Consider the following 15,432-nt stretch of genomic DNA (forward strand, 5'->3'; position numbering starts at 1 on the left):
GGTTAGTGCGCATGCTCTTCGGCATTAAGCTGGGGGATAATTTGTTGTAATGCCTGCATCAGGTTATTCGCCCAGAAGCGGCCATCATTGGTCAGGCGCAGGCAGGTGGAATCGTCACAGGTCAACCCGGCCTGATGCCATTGGCTGAGCAACGGCTGAAGTTCACGGGCATGTCGCGTCAGTTGAGGCAGCTTGATACGACCGACCTCAATACCCGCCTGAAGTTGATGCTGCCACGGCCCGGTAGGACTGGCTGGCGTCATCATCATGATCGGTTTTTGCCCCTGATCGATCTGCTGGTAGTAGCGCTCCAGGCTGCGTTCCATCATGTAGGCTTGCCCGTTTATATTGCCGCCCGCACCGCTTCCCATTGCCAGACAGTCCGCACCTTGTTTGATCAGCAGGTTGTACAGGTTGCGTTCACGCGTGGTGCGCGCCCAGTGGCTGTTGCTAAGCTGGTGCCAGCCAGCGTCGGCCAGAAATGCCGCGCCAGTCCGGTAAAAATCACGGCGGGCAACCACATCAGGCAGCGCGACACGCTGGTTTTCGGCCGCTTTCGCCAGCGGCGTAGTTGGTAACAGATTCAGCGCATACAGATCGACGCCGTCTAGCGGTAAATCGCTGACGATCGCCAGATCTTCGCGCCAAATTTCCGGCGTTTGCTCCGGCAGGCCAAACATCAGATCGCACACTACGGCGGCTCTGTCTCGCTCGCACAGGCGCTCAAGGAAACGAATTGACTGCTGCTTATCCGACGTACGCGCCATACGCTGACGAATACGGGTATCGAACGTCTGAATCCCGATAGAGAAGCGGTTCGCTCCCGCATCCAGACAGGCATCGATTCGCTCATCGTCGAAATCCATCGCCCGCCCTTCTACCGTGATTTCACAGTCCGGTGCCAGCGGCAGAGAGGTACGAATCGCACGAATGATCTGCGACAGCTCATCGGCCGCCAGCGCCGTTGGCGTCCCCCCGCCAAAATACACCGCATGAATCGGCGCAGACTGATGCAGCGGGCTATCCGCTTCCATCGCCAACTCCTGCAACAGATAGCGGGTATAGGTCGCCGTGCTGTCATCACGCAGTTTGTTTTGGTAAAAACCGCAGAACGTGCAGTGCGTGGCGCAGAAAGGAATGTGCAGGTAGAGCAGGCGCTTACGCGCAGGCACGGTCTGCTGCTTCAGCGCCTGCCAACCGGCCGGAATTTGTTCTGGTGAAAGCGGCACATGGTTGCGCCACGGCATTGCCATACGTCGGGCGCCAAAAGGCTGCTCACCGGGCTCGGCATAATACGGCGTAAAATCGATGTTCATTAACAGCCCCCAAATAATCAATAAAATAAATTAAATGATAATTATTTTTATTTGGCAACCTGCCCGGCAGGCAGAAAGGAGGCGGGTTATTCTTTTCGCGTCATTTTCTCTTTAAATTAACCGATTTGCTTATTTTGGTTAAAATAGCAGATATAAATAAACACGGTTATTTCTCATTACTTTCATAGCATTAATCCACTGCACCCACTTTAAATGTTAAATAAATGAAAACAAAAATCACTACATTAAAATTCGTTAACTTAACAACCAATAAAATATTGCAAGTCCTTATTTAATAATAAATGAGATTGCAGTCACATTTCTTAATATTCATTCAAATTTAATTATCGCCGCTCCCGCCCAAATGATAACGTTAATGATAATCATTAACTTTTCAGAGAAAAAGCCATGAATAAAAAGGCCACACACTGGGCTCTCTTTATGCTGCCTGCTATTTATAGCGGCGCAATTAATGCAGCCCCAAACGATTCATCCAGGAATCATTCGACCACAAACAGCGATGAAATAACCGTTATTAGTGCAGGGAGAACGGAACAGAATTTATGGGAAAGTCCGGTCACGATGCAGGTTGTCGATAATGAAAAGCTGAGTAAATATACGGGTGATTCTATTGCTGAAGCGCTGCGTGATATTCCCGGCGTCGATATTACCGATACCGCATTGGCCGGTCGGAAACAAATACGTATTCGCGGCGAAGAAGCCTCACGCGTATTAGTGTTAATTGACGGACAGGAAGTCACCTATCAACGCGCCGGACCCAATTACAGCCTCGGATTATTAATTGATCCTTCTTATATTGAACGCATTGAAGTCGTGAAAGGCCCGCATTCGGTATTATATGGCTCGCAGGCTATCGGCGGCGTGATCAACTTTATTACCCGCAAAGGCGGAGATAAACCGCTGAGCGGCAAAATCAAAGCCGTTTATGACAGCGCGACCGCAGGCTGGCAGGAATCGGGGTTAGCCTACGGCTCCATCGGCAATTTTGACTATCGCCTCAGCGGCAGCTATAGCGATCAGGGCAACCGCAGTACGCCGGATGGCCGTCTGCCGGATACCCACTTCCGCAACAGTGGACAGTCCGCCTGGCTCGGCTATCGTCTTGGCGAGCATAAGTTCGGCCTGTCGCTGGACAGCTTCAAGCTCAGCACGCAGACCTACACCGACTCGGATGAATACGACAGCTTCAGCGTGCGCATTCCTGAACTGGAAAGAAAGAAGGTCGGCCTGTTTTATGACTGGCAGATCGGCGGCGATGTGCTGAAAAACCTGCATCTGGATGCCTATCAGCAAAATATCAAACGCGAATTCCGTAACGATCTGTCGCAGAGCGGCAATCCGCTACGCTATAACGGCATGGCGCTTTATCAAGGCAAAATGGCGATGAGCACAGGCACCGACGACAAGCAGACCAGTCGGGGATTGACCTTACAAGCGGATATCACGCCATTAGCCGGACACACGCTGATCGCCGGGGGACAATGGCTCTCCGATGTCGTGAAGCAAAATGCCTTCTCCGATGTCCGGGTAACGGGATCATTATCGCCCATGGGAATGCCTTCTCTGTCGGTTAACCCAAGCTCAATATCCAATAACCACTGGCGACAGAATAGCTGGGCGCTGTTCGCACAGGATGAATGGAAAATAACGCCGGACTGGACGTGGACGTTGGGCGCTCGCCAATATTGGGTTGAATCGCTCTCCTACGGCGGCCAGAAGACAGGCACCGTGAGAATGAACGGGATGGTGATGCCGAACAACAGTACGTCCGCCGCCGCGAAGGAAAGTGACAGCACATTAGTCACCGCCAGCAGCCTGCGCTATTCCGGCTTTGATAATATCCAGCTGCGCGCCTCCTTCGCACAAGGTTATGTCTACCCTACCCTGACGCATAAGTTTTACGACACGGCAGCAGGCGGGAGCACCACTTACGGCAACGCCAATCTAAAGGCGGAAAAGTCGGATAACTATGAAGTCGGCATGCGCTATAAAGACGATAGCTGGCTGCTGGACAGCGCGATCTACCATTCACGCGCCAAAGACTACATCACCACGCTGAACTGCGCTGGTAACGCCGTCTGTTCCGGCAGTACGGACAGCAGCAGCCGCTACTACGCCAACGCCAACCGTGCGACCACGTACGGGATGGAAATGTATGCGGAATACCTCGGCTGGACGCTGTCTCCTTACGTTAACGGCAACATCATCCGCCGTGAGCTGGAATTGCCGACGCGCAGCACCTATCGCACCGGTGAACCCACCTTTACCGGACGCGTCGGGGTCAAAAACATCATGCTGTTTGATCGCATGGAGCTGGAATCGGATCTCTACCTTCGGGCTGCCTCACGCGCGAAGGATGAAACGGCAGATACCGCCGTCCAACACAGCGGTTGGGCAACGGCCAATCTGGAATTTACCAGCACCTTCGGTAGCGAGAATCAGTATCAGATCACGCTGGCGCTGAATAACCTGCTGGATAAGCGCTATACCACCGCGCATGAAAGCATTCCTGCATCCGGCTTCAGCACCGCGATTGGTGCGGCGTTCTCATTCTAAGAATCATGATGATGAAGGCGATAATTGCGTTAATGCTTTTCGGGCTGTCTTCCTTCACCTGCGCGGCTGAGCCGCGTGTGGTGATTGCCGGTGGCTCGCTGGTAGAAATCGTTTATGCACTCGGCGCAGACGGTACGGTGGTCGGCGTGGATCAGACCACCACCTATCCGCCACAAACGGCAACGTTGCCAAAGGTCAGTAACTGGCAACAGTTGACGAGCGAAGGCATTTTGTCGCTGCACCCAACACTGTTGATGACCTGGCAAGATGCCAACCCGCCGCAGGTGCTCAATCAGCTTGAGCAGGCAGGTGTAACGGTAGCGCGTTTTACCCGCACACCCAGCACGCCAGCGCAGTTGCTTAGCAATATTCGTCAGGCTGGTGCGCTGCTCAATCGCGCTGAAGCTGCTGAGCAGTTGGCCACTCGCCTTTCTCAGCAGTTGAGTGCGGTATCAGAGCGGCTGGCTACGCGGAAAGATCACGTCAGCGTCGTGTTTCTGCTGAGTGTTGGCAGCAATGCGGCGCAGGTCGCGGGGAAAAATACCGTGGTGGATGGCCTGATCGCGCTGGCAGGCGGAAAGAATATTGCCACGCATAGCCAATATCGTATTTACGGCGGCGAGGCGATGATTGCGGCGAATCCTGAGGTGGTTGTAGTGACAACGCAAAGTGTGGAAAACGGCGTGGAGGCGCTGGCAACAGTACCCGGTCTAACGCAAACCGCAGCCTGGAAAAACCAGCGTATTATCGCGCTTGATCAGGCGATTTTATTGGGAATGGGGCCGCGCGTCGCCGAAGCGGTAGAAGCGCTGAACCGTGGCTTTTATCCTGACTAAGCGAATACATCCCCTAAATAATGCGGCCTCAATAATGAGGCCGTATCACAACGCTTACTGAATACCCTGACTGCGCAGGTAATCTTCATAGTTGCCGGTGAAATCGATCACTTTATTTGGCGTAATTTCCAGAATGCGGGTCGCCAACGAGCTGACAAATTCACGGTCATGAGAGACGAACAGCAGCGTCCCTTCATACATTTCCAGCGCCATATTCAGCGATTCAATGGATTCCATATCAAGGTGGTTGGTCGGTTCATCCATCACCAGAATATTCGGACGCTGCATCATCAGCTTACCGAACAGCATGCGGCCTTTTTCACCACCGGATAACACCTTCACTTTCTTCTTGATATCATCCTGGCTGAACAGCAAACGGCCGAGTATGCTGCGCACGGCTTGCTCGTCGTCTTTTTCCTGTTTCCACTGGCTCATCCAGTCAAAAACGGTCAGCGTCTCATCGAATTCGTATTCGTGATCCTGCGCGTAGTAGCCGATTTTTGAGTTTTCTGACCATTTCACTGTACCGCTATCTGGCTCGACATCACCGACCAGCGTTTTCAGCAATGTCGATTTACCGATACCGTTGGCACCCAGAATAGCGACTTTCTCACCCACTTCGATCATCAGACCCAGCTTGCTAAACAGCGGGCCATTATCAAAACCTTTGCTCAACGCTTCAACTTCCAGCGCATTACGGAACAGTTTCTTATCCTGATCAAAACGGATAAACGGGTTTTGACGGCTGGACGCTTTCACTTCATCCAGCTGGATTTTATCAATCTGACGTGCGCGCGATGTCGCCTGCTTAGATTTAGAGGCGTTGGCGCTAAAGCGGCTGACGAACGATTGCAGTTCGGAAATCTGCGCTTTCTTCTTAGCGTTATCGGACAGTAAACGCTCACGAGCCTGCGTCGCTGCCGTCATGTATTCATCATAGTTGCCAGGATAAATACGCAGCTCGCCGTAGTCCAGATCCGCCATGTGCGTACAAACCATGTTCAGGAAGTGACGGTCATGCGAGATGATGATCATGGTGCTGTTACGCTCGTTCAGCACCTGCTCCAGCCAGCGGATCGTATCGATATCCAGGTTGTTCGTCGGTTCGTCGAGCAGCAGGATATCAGGATCGGCAAACAGCGCCTGCGCCAACAGGACACGCAGTTTCCAACCGGGAGCAATCTCACTCATCAAGCCATAGTGCTGCTCAACGGGAATCCCCACGCCCAGCAACAGTTCGCCCGCGCGTGATTCTGCGCTGTAGCCATCCATCTCACCGTATTGCACTTCCAGATCGGCAACTTTATAGCCGTCGGCTTCGCTCATTTCAGCCAATGAATAGATACGGTCGCGCTCTTCTTTTACCGCCCACAGCTCGCCGTGGCCCATGATAACGGTATCCAGCACGCTGTATTTTTCAAAAGCGAACTGATCCTGACGCAGTTTACCCAGACGTTCATTAGGATCGAGGAAGACGTTACCGCCGCTCGACGCCAGATCGCCGCCGAGAATCTTCATAAAGGTGGATTTGCCGCAGCCATTCGCGCCAATCAAACCGTAACGGTTGCCGCCGCCAAATTTAACGGAAATGTTTTCAAACAACGGCTTGCTGCCGAACTGCATGGTGATATTGTTGGTACTTAACACAGCACTTATACTCGAGTCGGAATGTGATTTGGCGCGCATTATGCCACAAGCGCGCGATAGGATCGCGGTTAGTTTTGAGTAATATTTAAGCGATAGCGCATACAGGAGAAAAATGCGATGCCTATAGTACGTCGTTTCAAACAGGTCGACGTTTTCACCCAGCAGTCTTTCAAGGGCAATCCGCTTGCCGTCATTATGGAGGCGAAGGGATTAACCGATGCGCAAATGCAGGAGATCGCTCGCTGGACGAACCTGTCAGAAACCACGTTTGTCCTGCCAGCCACCGACCCTTTAGCGGATTACCATGTCCGTATTTTTACGCCAGAATCGGAAATTCCGTTTGCCGGACACCCTACGCTAGGCACAGCACATGCCCTGCTGGAAGAAGGATTGCGCCCTAAGTCTCCGGGCCAACTGGTGCAACAATGTGGTATTGGTCTGGTACCGATCAACATCGGTGATGATGAGAGCCTCGCTTTTCACGCGCCCCAGGCCACCCTCGTTCCGCTTGGCGATGAGCACACGCCACTGCTAGAAAAAACGTTGGGTATTACCGGCGTTGATAGTCCCTGTATCGATAAACGCTACCCGCCTACTGCCGTACAGATGGGCATTCGTTGGCTTGTGATTCGCGTAGACAGCGCTGATACCTGTCTGAACATCACACCGGATGCTGAAGCACTCTCAGCCGTGCAAAACCTCAGCCAGACCAACGGCATCGCTGTCTATGGCCCGCACGATGGCGCAACGCCTGCCGACTATGAGGTTCGTGCTTTCTACATCGAACGCGGCCATCTCAAGGAAGATCCGGTTACCGGCAGTGCCAATGCTTGCCTGGCGGTACTGCTTCGTCAGCAGCATTCTATCAATAACGTCACCGCGCCACTCAGCTACCGTGCGCGACAGGGCACCATGCTGCAACGCGATGGCCGCATTACTGTGACCTACCTGAATGATGAACCGTGGATCGGCGGACACAGCGTCACGATCGTTGATGGAACGTTGCAGCGGTAAAAGGGTGCGATTTTATGGAAGCGTCAGTTGTCGATACGCCATTTATAGATGCACTGTATGAATTGCGTCATCAGCCCCATCTGCGCCTAACGATCCAGGAAGAAAGCGATGCCGATGCGCTCTTTACTCTGATTCAGCAGGAAAAAGCGCGTCTGCGACGTACGTTACCCTGGCCGGATTCCGTCAAGAGCGTCGATGACACGCGTGAAACCATTCGCGCCAACAGAAAGGCATTCTTCGACAAAATAGCCGCCGTCTACGTTATCCGCTGGGACGATGCGCTGGCTGGCATTATTTCCTTCAACACGATTCAGGATAAAGAAGGCGTCATCGGCTATTGGATCGCCGAAACCTTTGAAGGCAAAGGCATCGTTTCTCAGGCTGTCAGCACACTGATAGCCGCCTATACCGATGCGAACCTCGTTGAGCGCTGCGTTATCAGAGCCTCAACCGCCAACACGCGTAGCAACGCTGTCGCTCAACGGCTTGGCTTCCGTTTTCACCACACGGAGAAAGACGCCGAGCAGATTGGCGAGCAGTGGTTCGATCACAATATTTATCACTATCCCGCCTGATATTACTCCGCATGCCTTTCATCACCTGATGCGCTGACCTTCCGGTTGCGCATCAGGTTCTTTCGCTCCACGACGCATTTCCTTTTCCATATCGTTATATTTTTGTGACTGACATCACAAAAATGTTGAAATCCGTTCTCATCTTCGCTACCATTAAAAACGTGATGAACATCACACTTAACTAACCCGTTAGAGGAGTCTGATAATGAAAACGTTTCGTAAAATCAGCAAATTCTTTAAAAGAATGGGAGATGTTTATGTCAGTTACTGTGAACGTATTGGGTCAATCATCAGCCCGTTCTGATTGTGATATAAACAATCTCTAAAGCCGCCTCCTACAGGCGGCTTTTGTTTTTTCAGCCTCTCTCTCACTCTGTTCATCCCCCTTTCCTTTTTGTCTACCCATACGTCGCAGATTTGTGCAGCACACCGCATGCCTGAACATTCTCTTTTAAAAACAGCTCAATGCGTTTTCCTTTCACGGCAAAACCACCGTTAACAGACTATGCTTTTCTCTAGCTGTACTTGCTTCGCGTCCCCGACGTCTGCGCTAAAAGATAAAAAGGACATGACTATGAGTAAAGTTAAACAACAGGATATTGACCGTCTGATCGAACTGGTCGGCGGGCGTGAGAACATCGCGGCGGTCACGCACTGCATCACTCGTCTCCGCTTCGTCTTACATGATTCGTCCAAAGCCCATCCCAAGAACATCGAAGAACTGCGTATTGTTAAAGGGTGTTTTACCAACGCCGGACAGTTTCAGGTCGTGATCGGCACCAACGTGGATGAGTATTACAAAGCGCTGCTCGCCACCACGGGCAAAGGCGAGATGAATAAGGAAGAAGCCAAAGTCGCCGCTCGCCAAAACATGAGCTGGTTTGAACGCAGCATTTCACATTTTGCCGAGATCTTTTTTCCGCTGCTTCCGGCCCTCATCAGCGGGGGCTTGATCCTCGGGGCGCGTAACGTGATTGGCGATATCCCGATGCGCGACGGGCAAACGCTGGTACAGCTCTACCCAACCTGGCAAACCATCTACGATTTCCTCTGGCTGTTGGGTGAAGCCATCTTCTTCTATCTCCCCGTTGCGGTCTGCTGGTCAACCGTACGCAAAATGGGCGGCACGCCCATCCTCGGCATCGTGCTGGGCATCACGCTAGTATCGCCGCAGCTAATGAACGCCTATCTCATCGGCCAACAAACGCCTGAAGTGTGGAATTTCGGCTGGTTCACGATTGAGAAGATAGGCTATCAGGCACAGGTCATTCCGTCCGTCCTGGCCGGGATGGCGCTGGCGATAATAGAGACACGGCTGAAAAAAATCGTGCCGGATTACCTCTATCTGGTGGTCGTGCCCGTAACCTCACTCATTCTGGCCGTGTTCCTTGCACATACCTTAATTGGTCCGTTTGGTCGTATGATTGGTGATGGCGTCGCCTGGGCCGTTAAGGCAGTGATGACTGGCAGCTTCGCCCCCGTTGGTGCAGCGCTGTTTGGGTTCCTGTATGCACCGCTGGTCATCACAGGTGTGCACCAAACGACGTTAGCGATTGATATGCAGATGATTCAAAGTATGGGCGGCACGCCAGTTTGGCCGCTTATCGCGCTGTCCAACATTGCGCAGGCAGCTGCCGTTGTCGGGGTGATTCTCGTCAGCCGGAAAGCTAACGAACGCGAAATTTCTGTTCCCGCGGCGATTTCCGCTTTTCTTGGCGTGACCGAACCGGCGATGTACGGTATCAACCTGAAATACCGTTTTCCGATGCTGTGCGCCATGATCGGCTCCGCCGCCGCCGCGCTGATTTGCGGCCTGTACGGCGTAACGGCAAATGGCATCGGCGTAGGTGGGCTACCGGGCATCCTCTCCATCAAGCCACAGTTTTGGGGAATCTTCGCTATCGCCACGCTGGTTGCCACCGTCATTCCAATTGTGCTGACGTCGCTGGTCTATAAGCGCAAAATCCGTAATGGCACACTCGACCCTGCATAGCGGCGACATATCATTATTATCTCAACTCAGGCCGTGTAAACACGGTCCACTGTAATAAAGGAGCGACCTCATGACGATGAACGCCTCGCTTCCCTGGTGGCAAAACGGCGTGATTTATCAAATCTATCCGAAGAGCTTTCAGGACAGTACCGGAAATGGCATTGGCGACATCGCTGGCGTCACCGCCCGACTCGATTACCTGCAACAGCTGGGCGTCGATGCGATCTGGCTGACGCCAGTCTATCTTTCTCCTCAGGTTGATAACGGCTATGACGTCGCCGACTACTGCGCCATCGATCCGACCTATGGCACGATGACCGATATGGAAACGTTGATCGCGGAAGCGCATCAGCGCCGTATCCGCGTCGTCATGGACATGGTGTTCAACCACACTTCGACGCAGCATCACTGGTTCCTGAACGCGCAAGATCGCCGCAGCCCGTACCGTCATTTTTATATCTGGCGTGATGGTAATGACGGTGCACTGCCCAATAACTGGCGTTCAAAATTTGGTGGGCCAGCCTGGCAGTGGCACGCGGAAAGCAAACAATATTATCTGCACCTTTTTGCCACCGAACAGGCCGATCTGAATTGGGAACACCCACGCGTACGGGATGAATTAAAACAGGTTTGTGAATTTTGGGCGGATAAAGGCGTCGACGGGCTGCGGCTGGATGTCATTAATCTGGTCTCCAAGCAGCAAGACTTCCCATCTGATGCTCAGGGCGATGGACGTCGTTTCTATACCGATGGCCCCCTGATTCATGATTACTTGCAGGAATTCAGTCAGGATGTTTTTCAGCCCCGTGGCTTGATGACCGTCGGTGAGATGTCATCTACCTCGCTGGAGCACTGCCGCCGCTACGCCGCGCTGGACGGCAGCGAACTCTCCATGACGTTCAATTTCCATCATCTGAAAGTCGATTATCCCAATGGGGAAAAATGGACGCTGGCGGAACCTGATTTTATCCAGCTCAAGCAGATTTTTAATCACTGGCAGCAGGGAATGCACAACCACGCCTGGAATGCGCTGTTCTGGTGTAATCACGATCAGCCGCGCATCGTGTCGCGTTTTGGGGATGAAGGCGAATTCCGTGTGCAGTCTGCCAAGATGCTGGCGATGGTGCTTCACGGTATGCAGGGCACGCCCTATATCTATCAGGGCGAGGAACTGGGTATGACCAATCCCGGCTATACGCAGATTGAACAATACCGAGATATTGAAAGCCTGAATCAGTTTGCTGAACAACGCGATCGCGGCCAGCCAGATGCACAAACCTTAGCAATCCTCGCCAGCAAATCGCGCGATAACGGCCGTACGCCGATGCAATGGGATGCCAGCAAGCATGCTGGATTTACGAGTGGTACACCGTGGATAACACCATGCCAGAATTTCACCCACATCAACGCGGGGCAAGCGCTGGCGGATAAAGAATCTGTCTTCTATACCTACCAGCAGCTTATCGCTATGCGTAAAGCGCTTCCGCTGCTGACGCACGGCGACTATCAGGATCTGTTGCCAGACCATCCTACTGTCTGGTGTTATCAGCGCATCTGGGAAGGACAGCGGCTTCTGGTTCTGGCAAACCTCAGCAAGCAGCCTCAACGCTGGCAGCCTCCCATTGATACTCATGACCGCCGCTGGCGACTGTTACTCAGCAATTACCCTGACGCACAGCCTCAGCCCGCAATACTGGCGCTACGCCCGTTCGAAGCTATCTATTGGGTACAAGGAATGGCGGAGAAAGAGGATAAGATTCAGGACTAGAGGATATCGAGAGATGTAGCGGGCAACCCCGCTACATTATATTTCCAGAAACTAAATTACCAGAAACGAGATTGGCAGAACTAGCGCTTAGCCAGCAGTAATCCTAACACCAGACCCACGGTGGCACCGATACCGATACCGTGCCAGGGTTTGTCATGCACATAGACGTCGGCTTTGTCGGCTACCTGCTTGGCGCGTGCATAATAGCTGTCAGTGACGCCAATGCGGGCTTTGACTTCCAGCAGCGCTTTTTCCGCGCCCTTCTTCAAATCAAGGTAGGCTTGGTCTGCCTGATCGCCCGTATAGCGCAATACCTCATCCAGCGTTTCAGACAGAAGTTTTAAGTCATCATCAACACGAATATCTTCAGGCTGTTTTTTTGTCGCTGCCATAAAGTGCTTCCTTCTGTTATGAAAAGTCATGAGTTATAAGTCGTTGCCTTCTTAACTATAGACAATTTTGCGCCGTTCCTACGGCTTCAACAGACCAGATCATTCCTAAAACGTATTTTGCTTCCATAAAAAACGCAGGGAGCGTTTTTCAACGTCGCTTGTGGCGGCCCGAAGGGGGGCGGGCAGGAAGCTCGCCATAAAAAACGCCGTTGATTCTCATCAACGGCGCTTCATTACTCAAGTAGACTCTCGTCAGCGGTTACATCATTGGCTGCGCCAATTGCACCAGAGAGATAAGCGGCTGCGGATACAAACCAAAGAACAGTACTGCGATGGAGGAGATCAGTACGACCACACCACCAGCGGTTAAAGCCCAGTTGTTTGGGGTATCACGCTGCAACACCTGCGGCGCATTCAGGAACAAACTGACCATCACGCGCAGATAGTAGTACAGGCCAATGGCGCTACCCAGCACGACCGCACCAGTCAGCCACCACAGCTCAGCGTTAACACCGACAGCCAGCACGTAGAATTTACCGAAGAAGCCCAGCGTCATCGGGATACCGGCCAGCGACAGCATCATCACCGTCATCACCGCAGACAGAATCGGTTTATGCCAGAACAAACCACGGTAAGAGAACAGTGAATCGGCATCCGGGCCACGGTACGGGCTGGACATCAGGCTAACCACACCGAACGCGCCCAGGCTGCTGAACAGGTAACCCACCAGATACACGCCAACGGTTTCCAACGCCAATTGATGGCTCTGAACCGCGATCAGGGCAACCAGCAAATAGCCCAAATGCGCGATGGAAGAGTAACCGAGCAGACGTTTGATATTGGTTTGCGATACCGCCATCACGTTACCGAACAGGATCGACGCGAACGCGATAATACCCAGCACGATTCTGACAGATTCGCTGTCAGCCACCGGCGCGTACAGGAACAAACGCATGACGGCACCGAAAACGGCAATTTTACCGGCGGTCGCCAGAAACGTAGACACTGGTGCAGGCGCGCCCTGATACACATCAGGCGTCCATAGCTGGAACGGAACCAGAGACAGTTTGAAGCCCAGACCGACAATCATCATCCCCAAGCCTGCCAGCAACAGCGGCTCATGGATTTGATGATCGCTCAGGCTCTTACCGAGGCTGGCAAAGCTCATATCGCCTGATTCAGCATAAATCAGCGCCATACCAAACAGCAGGAAGGAAGACGCCGCCGCCGACAGCAGCATGTATTTAATACTGGCTTCCAGCGAACGTTTCAGGCGGAAGGCATAGCCGACCAGACCAAACAGTGGGAGAGAAAGCAGTTCAATCCCGATGAACAACGAAGCCAGATGGTTAGCACTCGCCAGCAGAATTCCACCTAACGCCGCGATGAGAACCAGCAGGTAGAACTCATCACGGTTGTCTGGGTAGCCTTGCAGCCACGGATAGGCAAACGTGCTGGTTGCCAGACTGGCAAGCAGAACCAGTCCGGTATAGAACATCGAGAAGCCATCAACACGCAGCAGCGGCGTCACGTCCGTTGGGCCAACCTGGCCGACAAAGTACAGTGACAGCAACGCAATATTCAGGCCGATAACCGTCATGGTTGCGTTGACAAAATGGTTGCGTCGCCACGCAATGCACAGCATCACAACCACTACCGTCAATCCGACGATCAACAGCGGCGATAGCGCAATTAGTTGTTGAAGAGTTATTGTCATGGCGAATTACGGCCTTGTTGTTGAAATAATTGAATCTGGAGCAGACGACATAAACCACTGCTGGATATTTGACATCGCGGCACTGGAGGTATCCAGAATCGGTTGCGGGTAAACCCCTAACAACACCAGTAATACCACCAACAGCATCACGATAGACAATTCGCGGAGCGACATACTCTTCAATGGTTCATCAGATTTAGGCGTACCGTAATAAGCACGCTGAATCATGATCAGTGAGTAGACCGACGCAAAGACCAGACCGAAGGTTGAGATCACCGTAATCACCGGCACAACCTGATAGCTGCCGAACAGAATCATGAATTCGCCGACAAAGTTACCTGTGCCCGGCATACCCAAGGTCGCCACAGCAAAGAACAGAGACAGCGCAGGCAGGAACTTCAGACGCGACCACAGGCCACCCATTTCACGCATGTCACGGGTATGCAGACGTTCGTACAGTTGACCACACAGAATGAACAGACCAGCAGCGGACAAGCCGTGCGCAATCATCTGAATCACCGCGCCCTGATAAGCCAGTTGATTACCAGAATAGATGGCAATCATCACGAAGCCCATGTGGGACACAGAGGTATAAGCAATCAGACGTTTGATATCCGTCTGTTTAAACGCCAGCCAGGCACCGTAGAAGATACCAATCACACCCAGCCACATAGCAATCGGGGCAAAGGCATGGGATGCGTTCGGGAACAGCGGCAGGCTGAAGCGCAGCAGACCATAGGCCGCTGTTTTCAACAGGATCCCTGCCAGGTCAACAGAACCCGCAGTTGGCGCCTGACTGTGTGCATCCGGCAGCCAACCGTGCAACGGCACGACAGGCATTTTTACAGCAAACGCGATGAAGAAGCCCAGCATCAGCAGATATTCAACACCGTATGACATCGGCGTCTTCAGCAGGTCTTCATAGTTGAACGTCCAAACACCGGTAGCATTGTGATGCACAAAGACCAGCGCCAGAATCGCGATCAACATGATCAGGCCGCTTGACTGGGTATAAATGAAGAACTTGGTTGCCGCCGTAATTCTGGTTTTACCGTCAGAGCCTTTATGGCCCCACAGTGCAATCAGGAAGTACATCGGTACCAGCATCATTTCCCAGAAGAAGAAGAACAGGAACATGTCGATGGCAAGGAACACGCCGATAACGCCGCCCAGAATCCACAGCAGGTTCAGGTGGAAGAAACCCTGATAGCGCTGAATTTCATTCCAGGAACAGAGGATTGCCAACACGCCCAGCAAACCAGTCAGCACCACCATCAGCAGCGACAGGCCGTCCAGCGCAAGATGGATGCCGATGCCGAAGCGTGGGATCCATGGCACATAAAACTCGGATTGCCATTGTGGTACGCCTGTCGGCGCCGTCAGTGAGTAACCGCCTTGCAACCACAGTTGCAGAGACAGTGCGAGTGTCAGCCCCATTGCAATCAACGCTATCCAGCGCGGTACTTTCGTACCAAAACGCTCTAACTGCCAGCACAGTAGACCGCCGATAAAGGGGAGAAGAATTAGCCAAGGTAGTAGCATGGCGTTTTGTGTCCCTAAATTAAAGAAATCTGAAAACTTGCCGTGGCGGGCATCC

At 52.7% G+C, this 15,432-nt stretch carries 11 protein-coding genes; 6 read left to right on the forward strand and 5 right to left on the reverse strand.

Annotation, left to right across the window (positions count from 1 at the left end):
- Window positions 1–2: 2 nt before the first annotated feature.
- The gene (hutW, locus tag BJJ97_RS19405) at window positions 3–1,316 is read right to left on the reverse strand and encodes a heme anaerobic degradation radical SAM methyltransferase ChuW/HutW (RefSeq protein WP_095995022.1); all 1,314 of its coding nucleotides are present in this window, start codon (window positions 1,314–1,316) and stop codon (window positions 3–5) included.
- Window positions 1,317–1,724: 408 nt separating this feature from the next.
- On the opposite strand from hutW, the gene BJJ97_RS19410 reads away from it, so the two are divergent.
- A complete protein-coding gene (locus BJJ97_RS19410; protein ID WP_095995023.1) occupies window positions 1,725–3,893 on the forward strand; it encodes a TonB-dependent receptor plug domain-containing protein in 2,169 nt (722 codons plus the stop codon).
- A gap of 32 nt (window positions 3,894–3,925) precedes the next feature.
- Window positions 3,926–4,729 carry a heme/hemin ABC transporter substrate-binding protein gene (locus BJJ97_RS19415; protein ID WP_405083394.1) on the forward strand — a complete coding sequence of 268 codons (804 nt, stop codon included), beginning with the start codon at window positions 3,926–3,928 and terminating at the stop codon, window positions 4,727–4,729.
- 54 nt (window positions 4,730–4,783) lie between these two features.
- Here BJJ97_RS19415 and BJJ97_RS19420 read toward each other — a convergent pair whose 3' ends face one another.
- A complete protein-coding gene (locus BJJ97_RS19420; protein ID WP_095995410.1) occupies window positions 4,784–6,376 on the reverse strand; it encodes an ABC-F family ATPase in 1,593 nt (530 codons plus the stop codon).
- A 117-nt stretch (window positions 6,377–6,493) separates the two neighbouring features.
- On the opposite strand from BJJ97_RS19420, the gene BJJ97_RS19425 reads away from it, so the two are divergent.
- The 4 genes from BJJ97_RS19425 to treC all read left to right on the forward strand — a co-directional run bounded on the left by BJJ97_RS19425 (window position 6,494) and on the right by treC (window position 11,726).
- Window positions 6,494–7,390 carry a PhzF family phenazine biosynthesis protein gene (locus BJJ97_RS19425; protein WP_095995025.1) on the forward strand — a complete coding sequence of 299 codons (897 nt, stop codon included), beginning with the start codon at window positions 6,494–6,496 and terminating at the stop codon, window positions 7,388–7,390.
- Between the two features lie 14 nt (window positions 7,391–7,404).
- Window positions 7,405–7,965 carry a GNAT family N-acetyltransferase gene (locus BJJ97_RS19430; RefSeq protein WP_095995026.1) on the forward strand — a complete coding sequence of 187 codons (561 nt, stop codon included), beginning with the start codon at window positions 7,405–7,407 and terminating at the stop codon, window positions 7,963–7,965.
- A gap of 574 nt (window positions 7,966–8,539) precedes the next feature.
- Window positions 8,540–9,958, forward strand: a complete 1,419-nt coding sequence (treB, locus tag BJJ97_RS19435; RefSeq protein ID WP_095995027.1) for a PTS trehalose transporter subunit IIBC — start codon at window positions 8,540–8,542, stop codon at window positions 9,956–9,958.
- 76 nt (window positions 9,959–10,034) lie between these two features.
- Window positions 10,035–11,726 carry an alpha,alpha-phosphotrehalase gene (treC, locus tag BJJ97_RS19440; protein ID WP_095995411.1) on the forward strand — a complete coding sequence of 564 codons (1,692 nt, stop codon included), beginning with the start codon at window positions 10,035–10,037 and terminating at the stop codon, window positions 11,724–11,726.
- A gap of 80 nt (window positions 11,727–11,806) precedes the next feature.
- On the opposite strand, the gene elaB is transcribed toward treC, so the two are convergent.
- From elaB to nuoM, 3 genes are all read right to left on the reverse strand, one after another.
- On the reverse strand, window positions 11,807–12,118 hold the full coding sequence (gene elaB, locus BJJ97_RS19445; protein ID WP_039484060.1) for a stress response protein ElaB: 312 nt from the start codon (window positions 12,116–12,118) through the stop codon (window positions 11,807–11,809).
- Window positions 12,119–12,377: 259 nt separating this feature from the next.
- Window positions 12,378–13,835: an NADH-quinone oxidoreductase subunit NuoN gene (gene nuoN, locus BJJ97_RS19450; RefSeq protein ID WP_095700046.1), complete on the reverse strand. Its 1,458-nt coding sequence runs from the start codon at window positions 13,833–13,835 to the stop codon at window positions 12,378–12,380.
- A 6-nt stretch (window positions 13,836–13,841) separates the two neighbouring features.
- Window positions 13,842–15,377 (reverse strand): NADH-quinone oxidoreductase subunit M, encoded by a 1,536-nt coding sequence (gene nuoM / locus BJJ97_RS19455; protein WP_039484058.1) that lies wholly within the window; start codon window positions 15,375–15,377, stop codon window positions 13,842–13,844.
- Between the last annotated feature and the right edge of the window lie 55 nt (window positions 15,378–15,432).

This window comes from Pectobacterium polaris, assembly GCF_002307355.1.
Lineage (GTDB): Bacteria > Pseudomonadota > Gammaproteobacteria > Enterobacterales > Enterobacteriaceae > Pectobacterium > Pectobacterium polare.

Bases quoted from the DNA above. Each gene is read 5' to 3' on its own strand.
- treC (WP_095995411.1), top strand. From the start codon at position 10,035: ATGAACGCCTCGCTTCCCTGGTGGCAAAACGGCGTGATTTATCAAATC.
- hutW (WP_095995022.1), bottom strand. From the start codon at position 1,316: ATGAACATCGATTTTACGCCGTATTATGCCGAGCCCGGTGAGCAGCCT.
- nuoN (WP_095700046.1), bottom strand. From the start codon at position 13,835: ATGACAATAACTCTTCAACAACTAATTGCGCTATCGCCGCTGTTGATC.
- BJJ97_RS19430 (WP_095995026.1), top strand. From the start codon at position 7,405: ATGGAAGCGTCAGTTGTCGATACGCCATTTATAGATGCACTGTATGAA.
- BJJ97_RS19410 (WP_095995023.1), top strand. From the start codon at position 1,725: ATGAATAAAAAGGCCACACACTGGGCTCTCTTTATGCTGCCTGCTATT.
- BJJ97_RS19425 (WP_095995025.1), top strand. From the start codon at position 6,494: ATGCCTATAGTACGTCGTTTCAAACAGGTCGACGTTTTCACCCAGCAG.
- BJJ97_RS19415 (WP_405083394.1), top strand. From the start codon at position 3,926: ATGCTTTTCGGGCTGTCTTCCTTCACCTGCGCGGCTGAGCCGCGTGTG.
- elaB (WP_039484060.1), bottom strand. From the start codon at position 12,118: ATGGCAGCGACAAAAAAACAGCCTGAAGATATTCGTGTTGATGATGAC.
- treB (WP_095995027.1), top strand. From the start codon at position 8,540: ATGAGTAAAGTTAAACAACAGGATATTGACCGTCTGATCGAACTGGTC.
- nuoM (WP_039484058.1), bottom strand. From the start codon at position 15,377: ATGCTACTACCTTGGCTAATTCTTCTCCCCTTTATCGGCGGTCTACTG.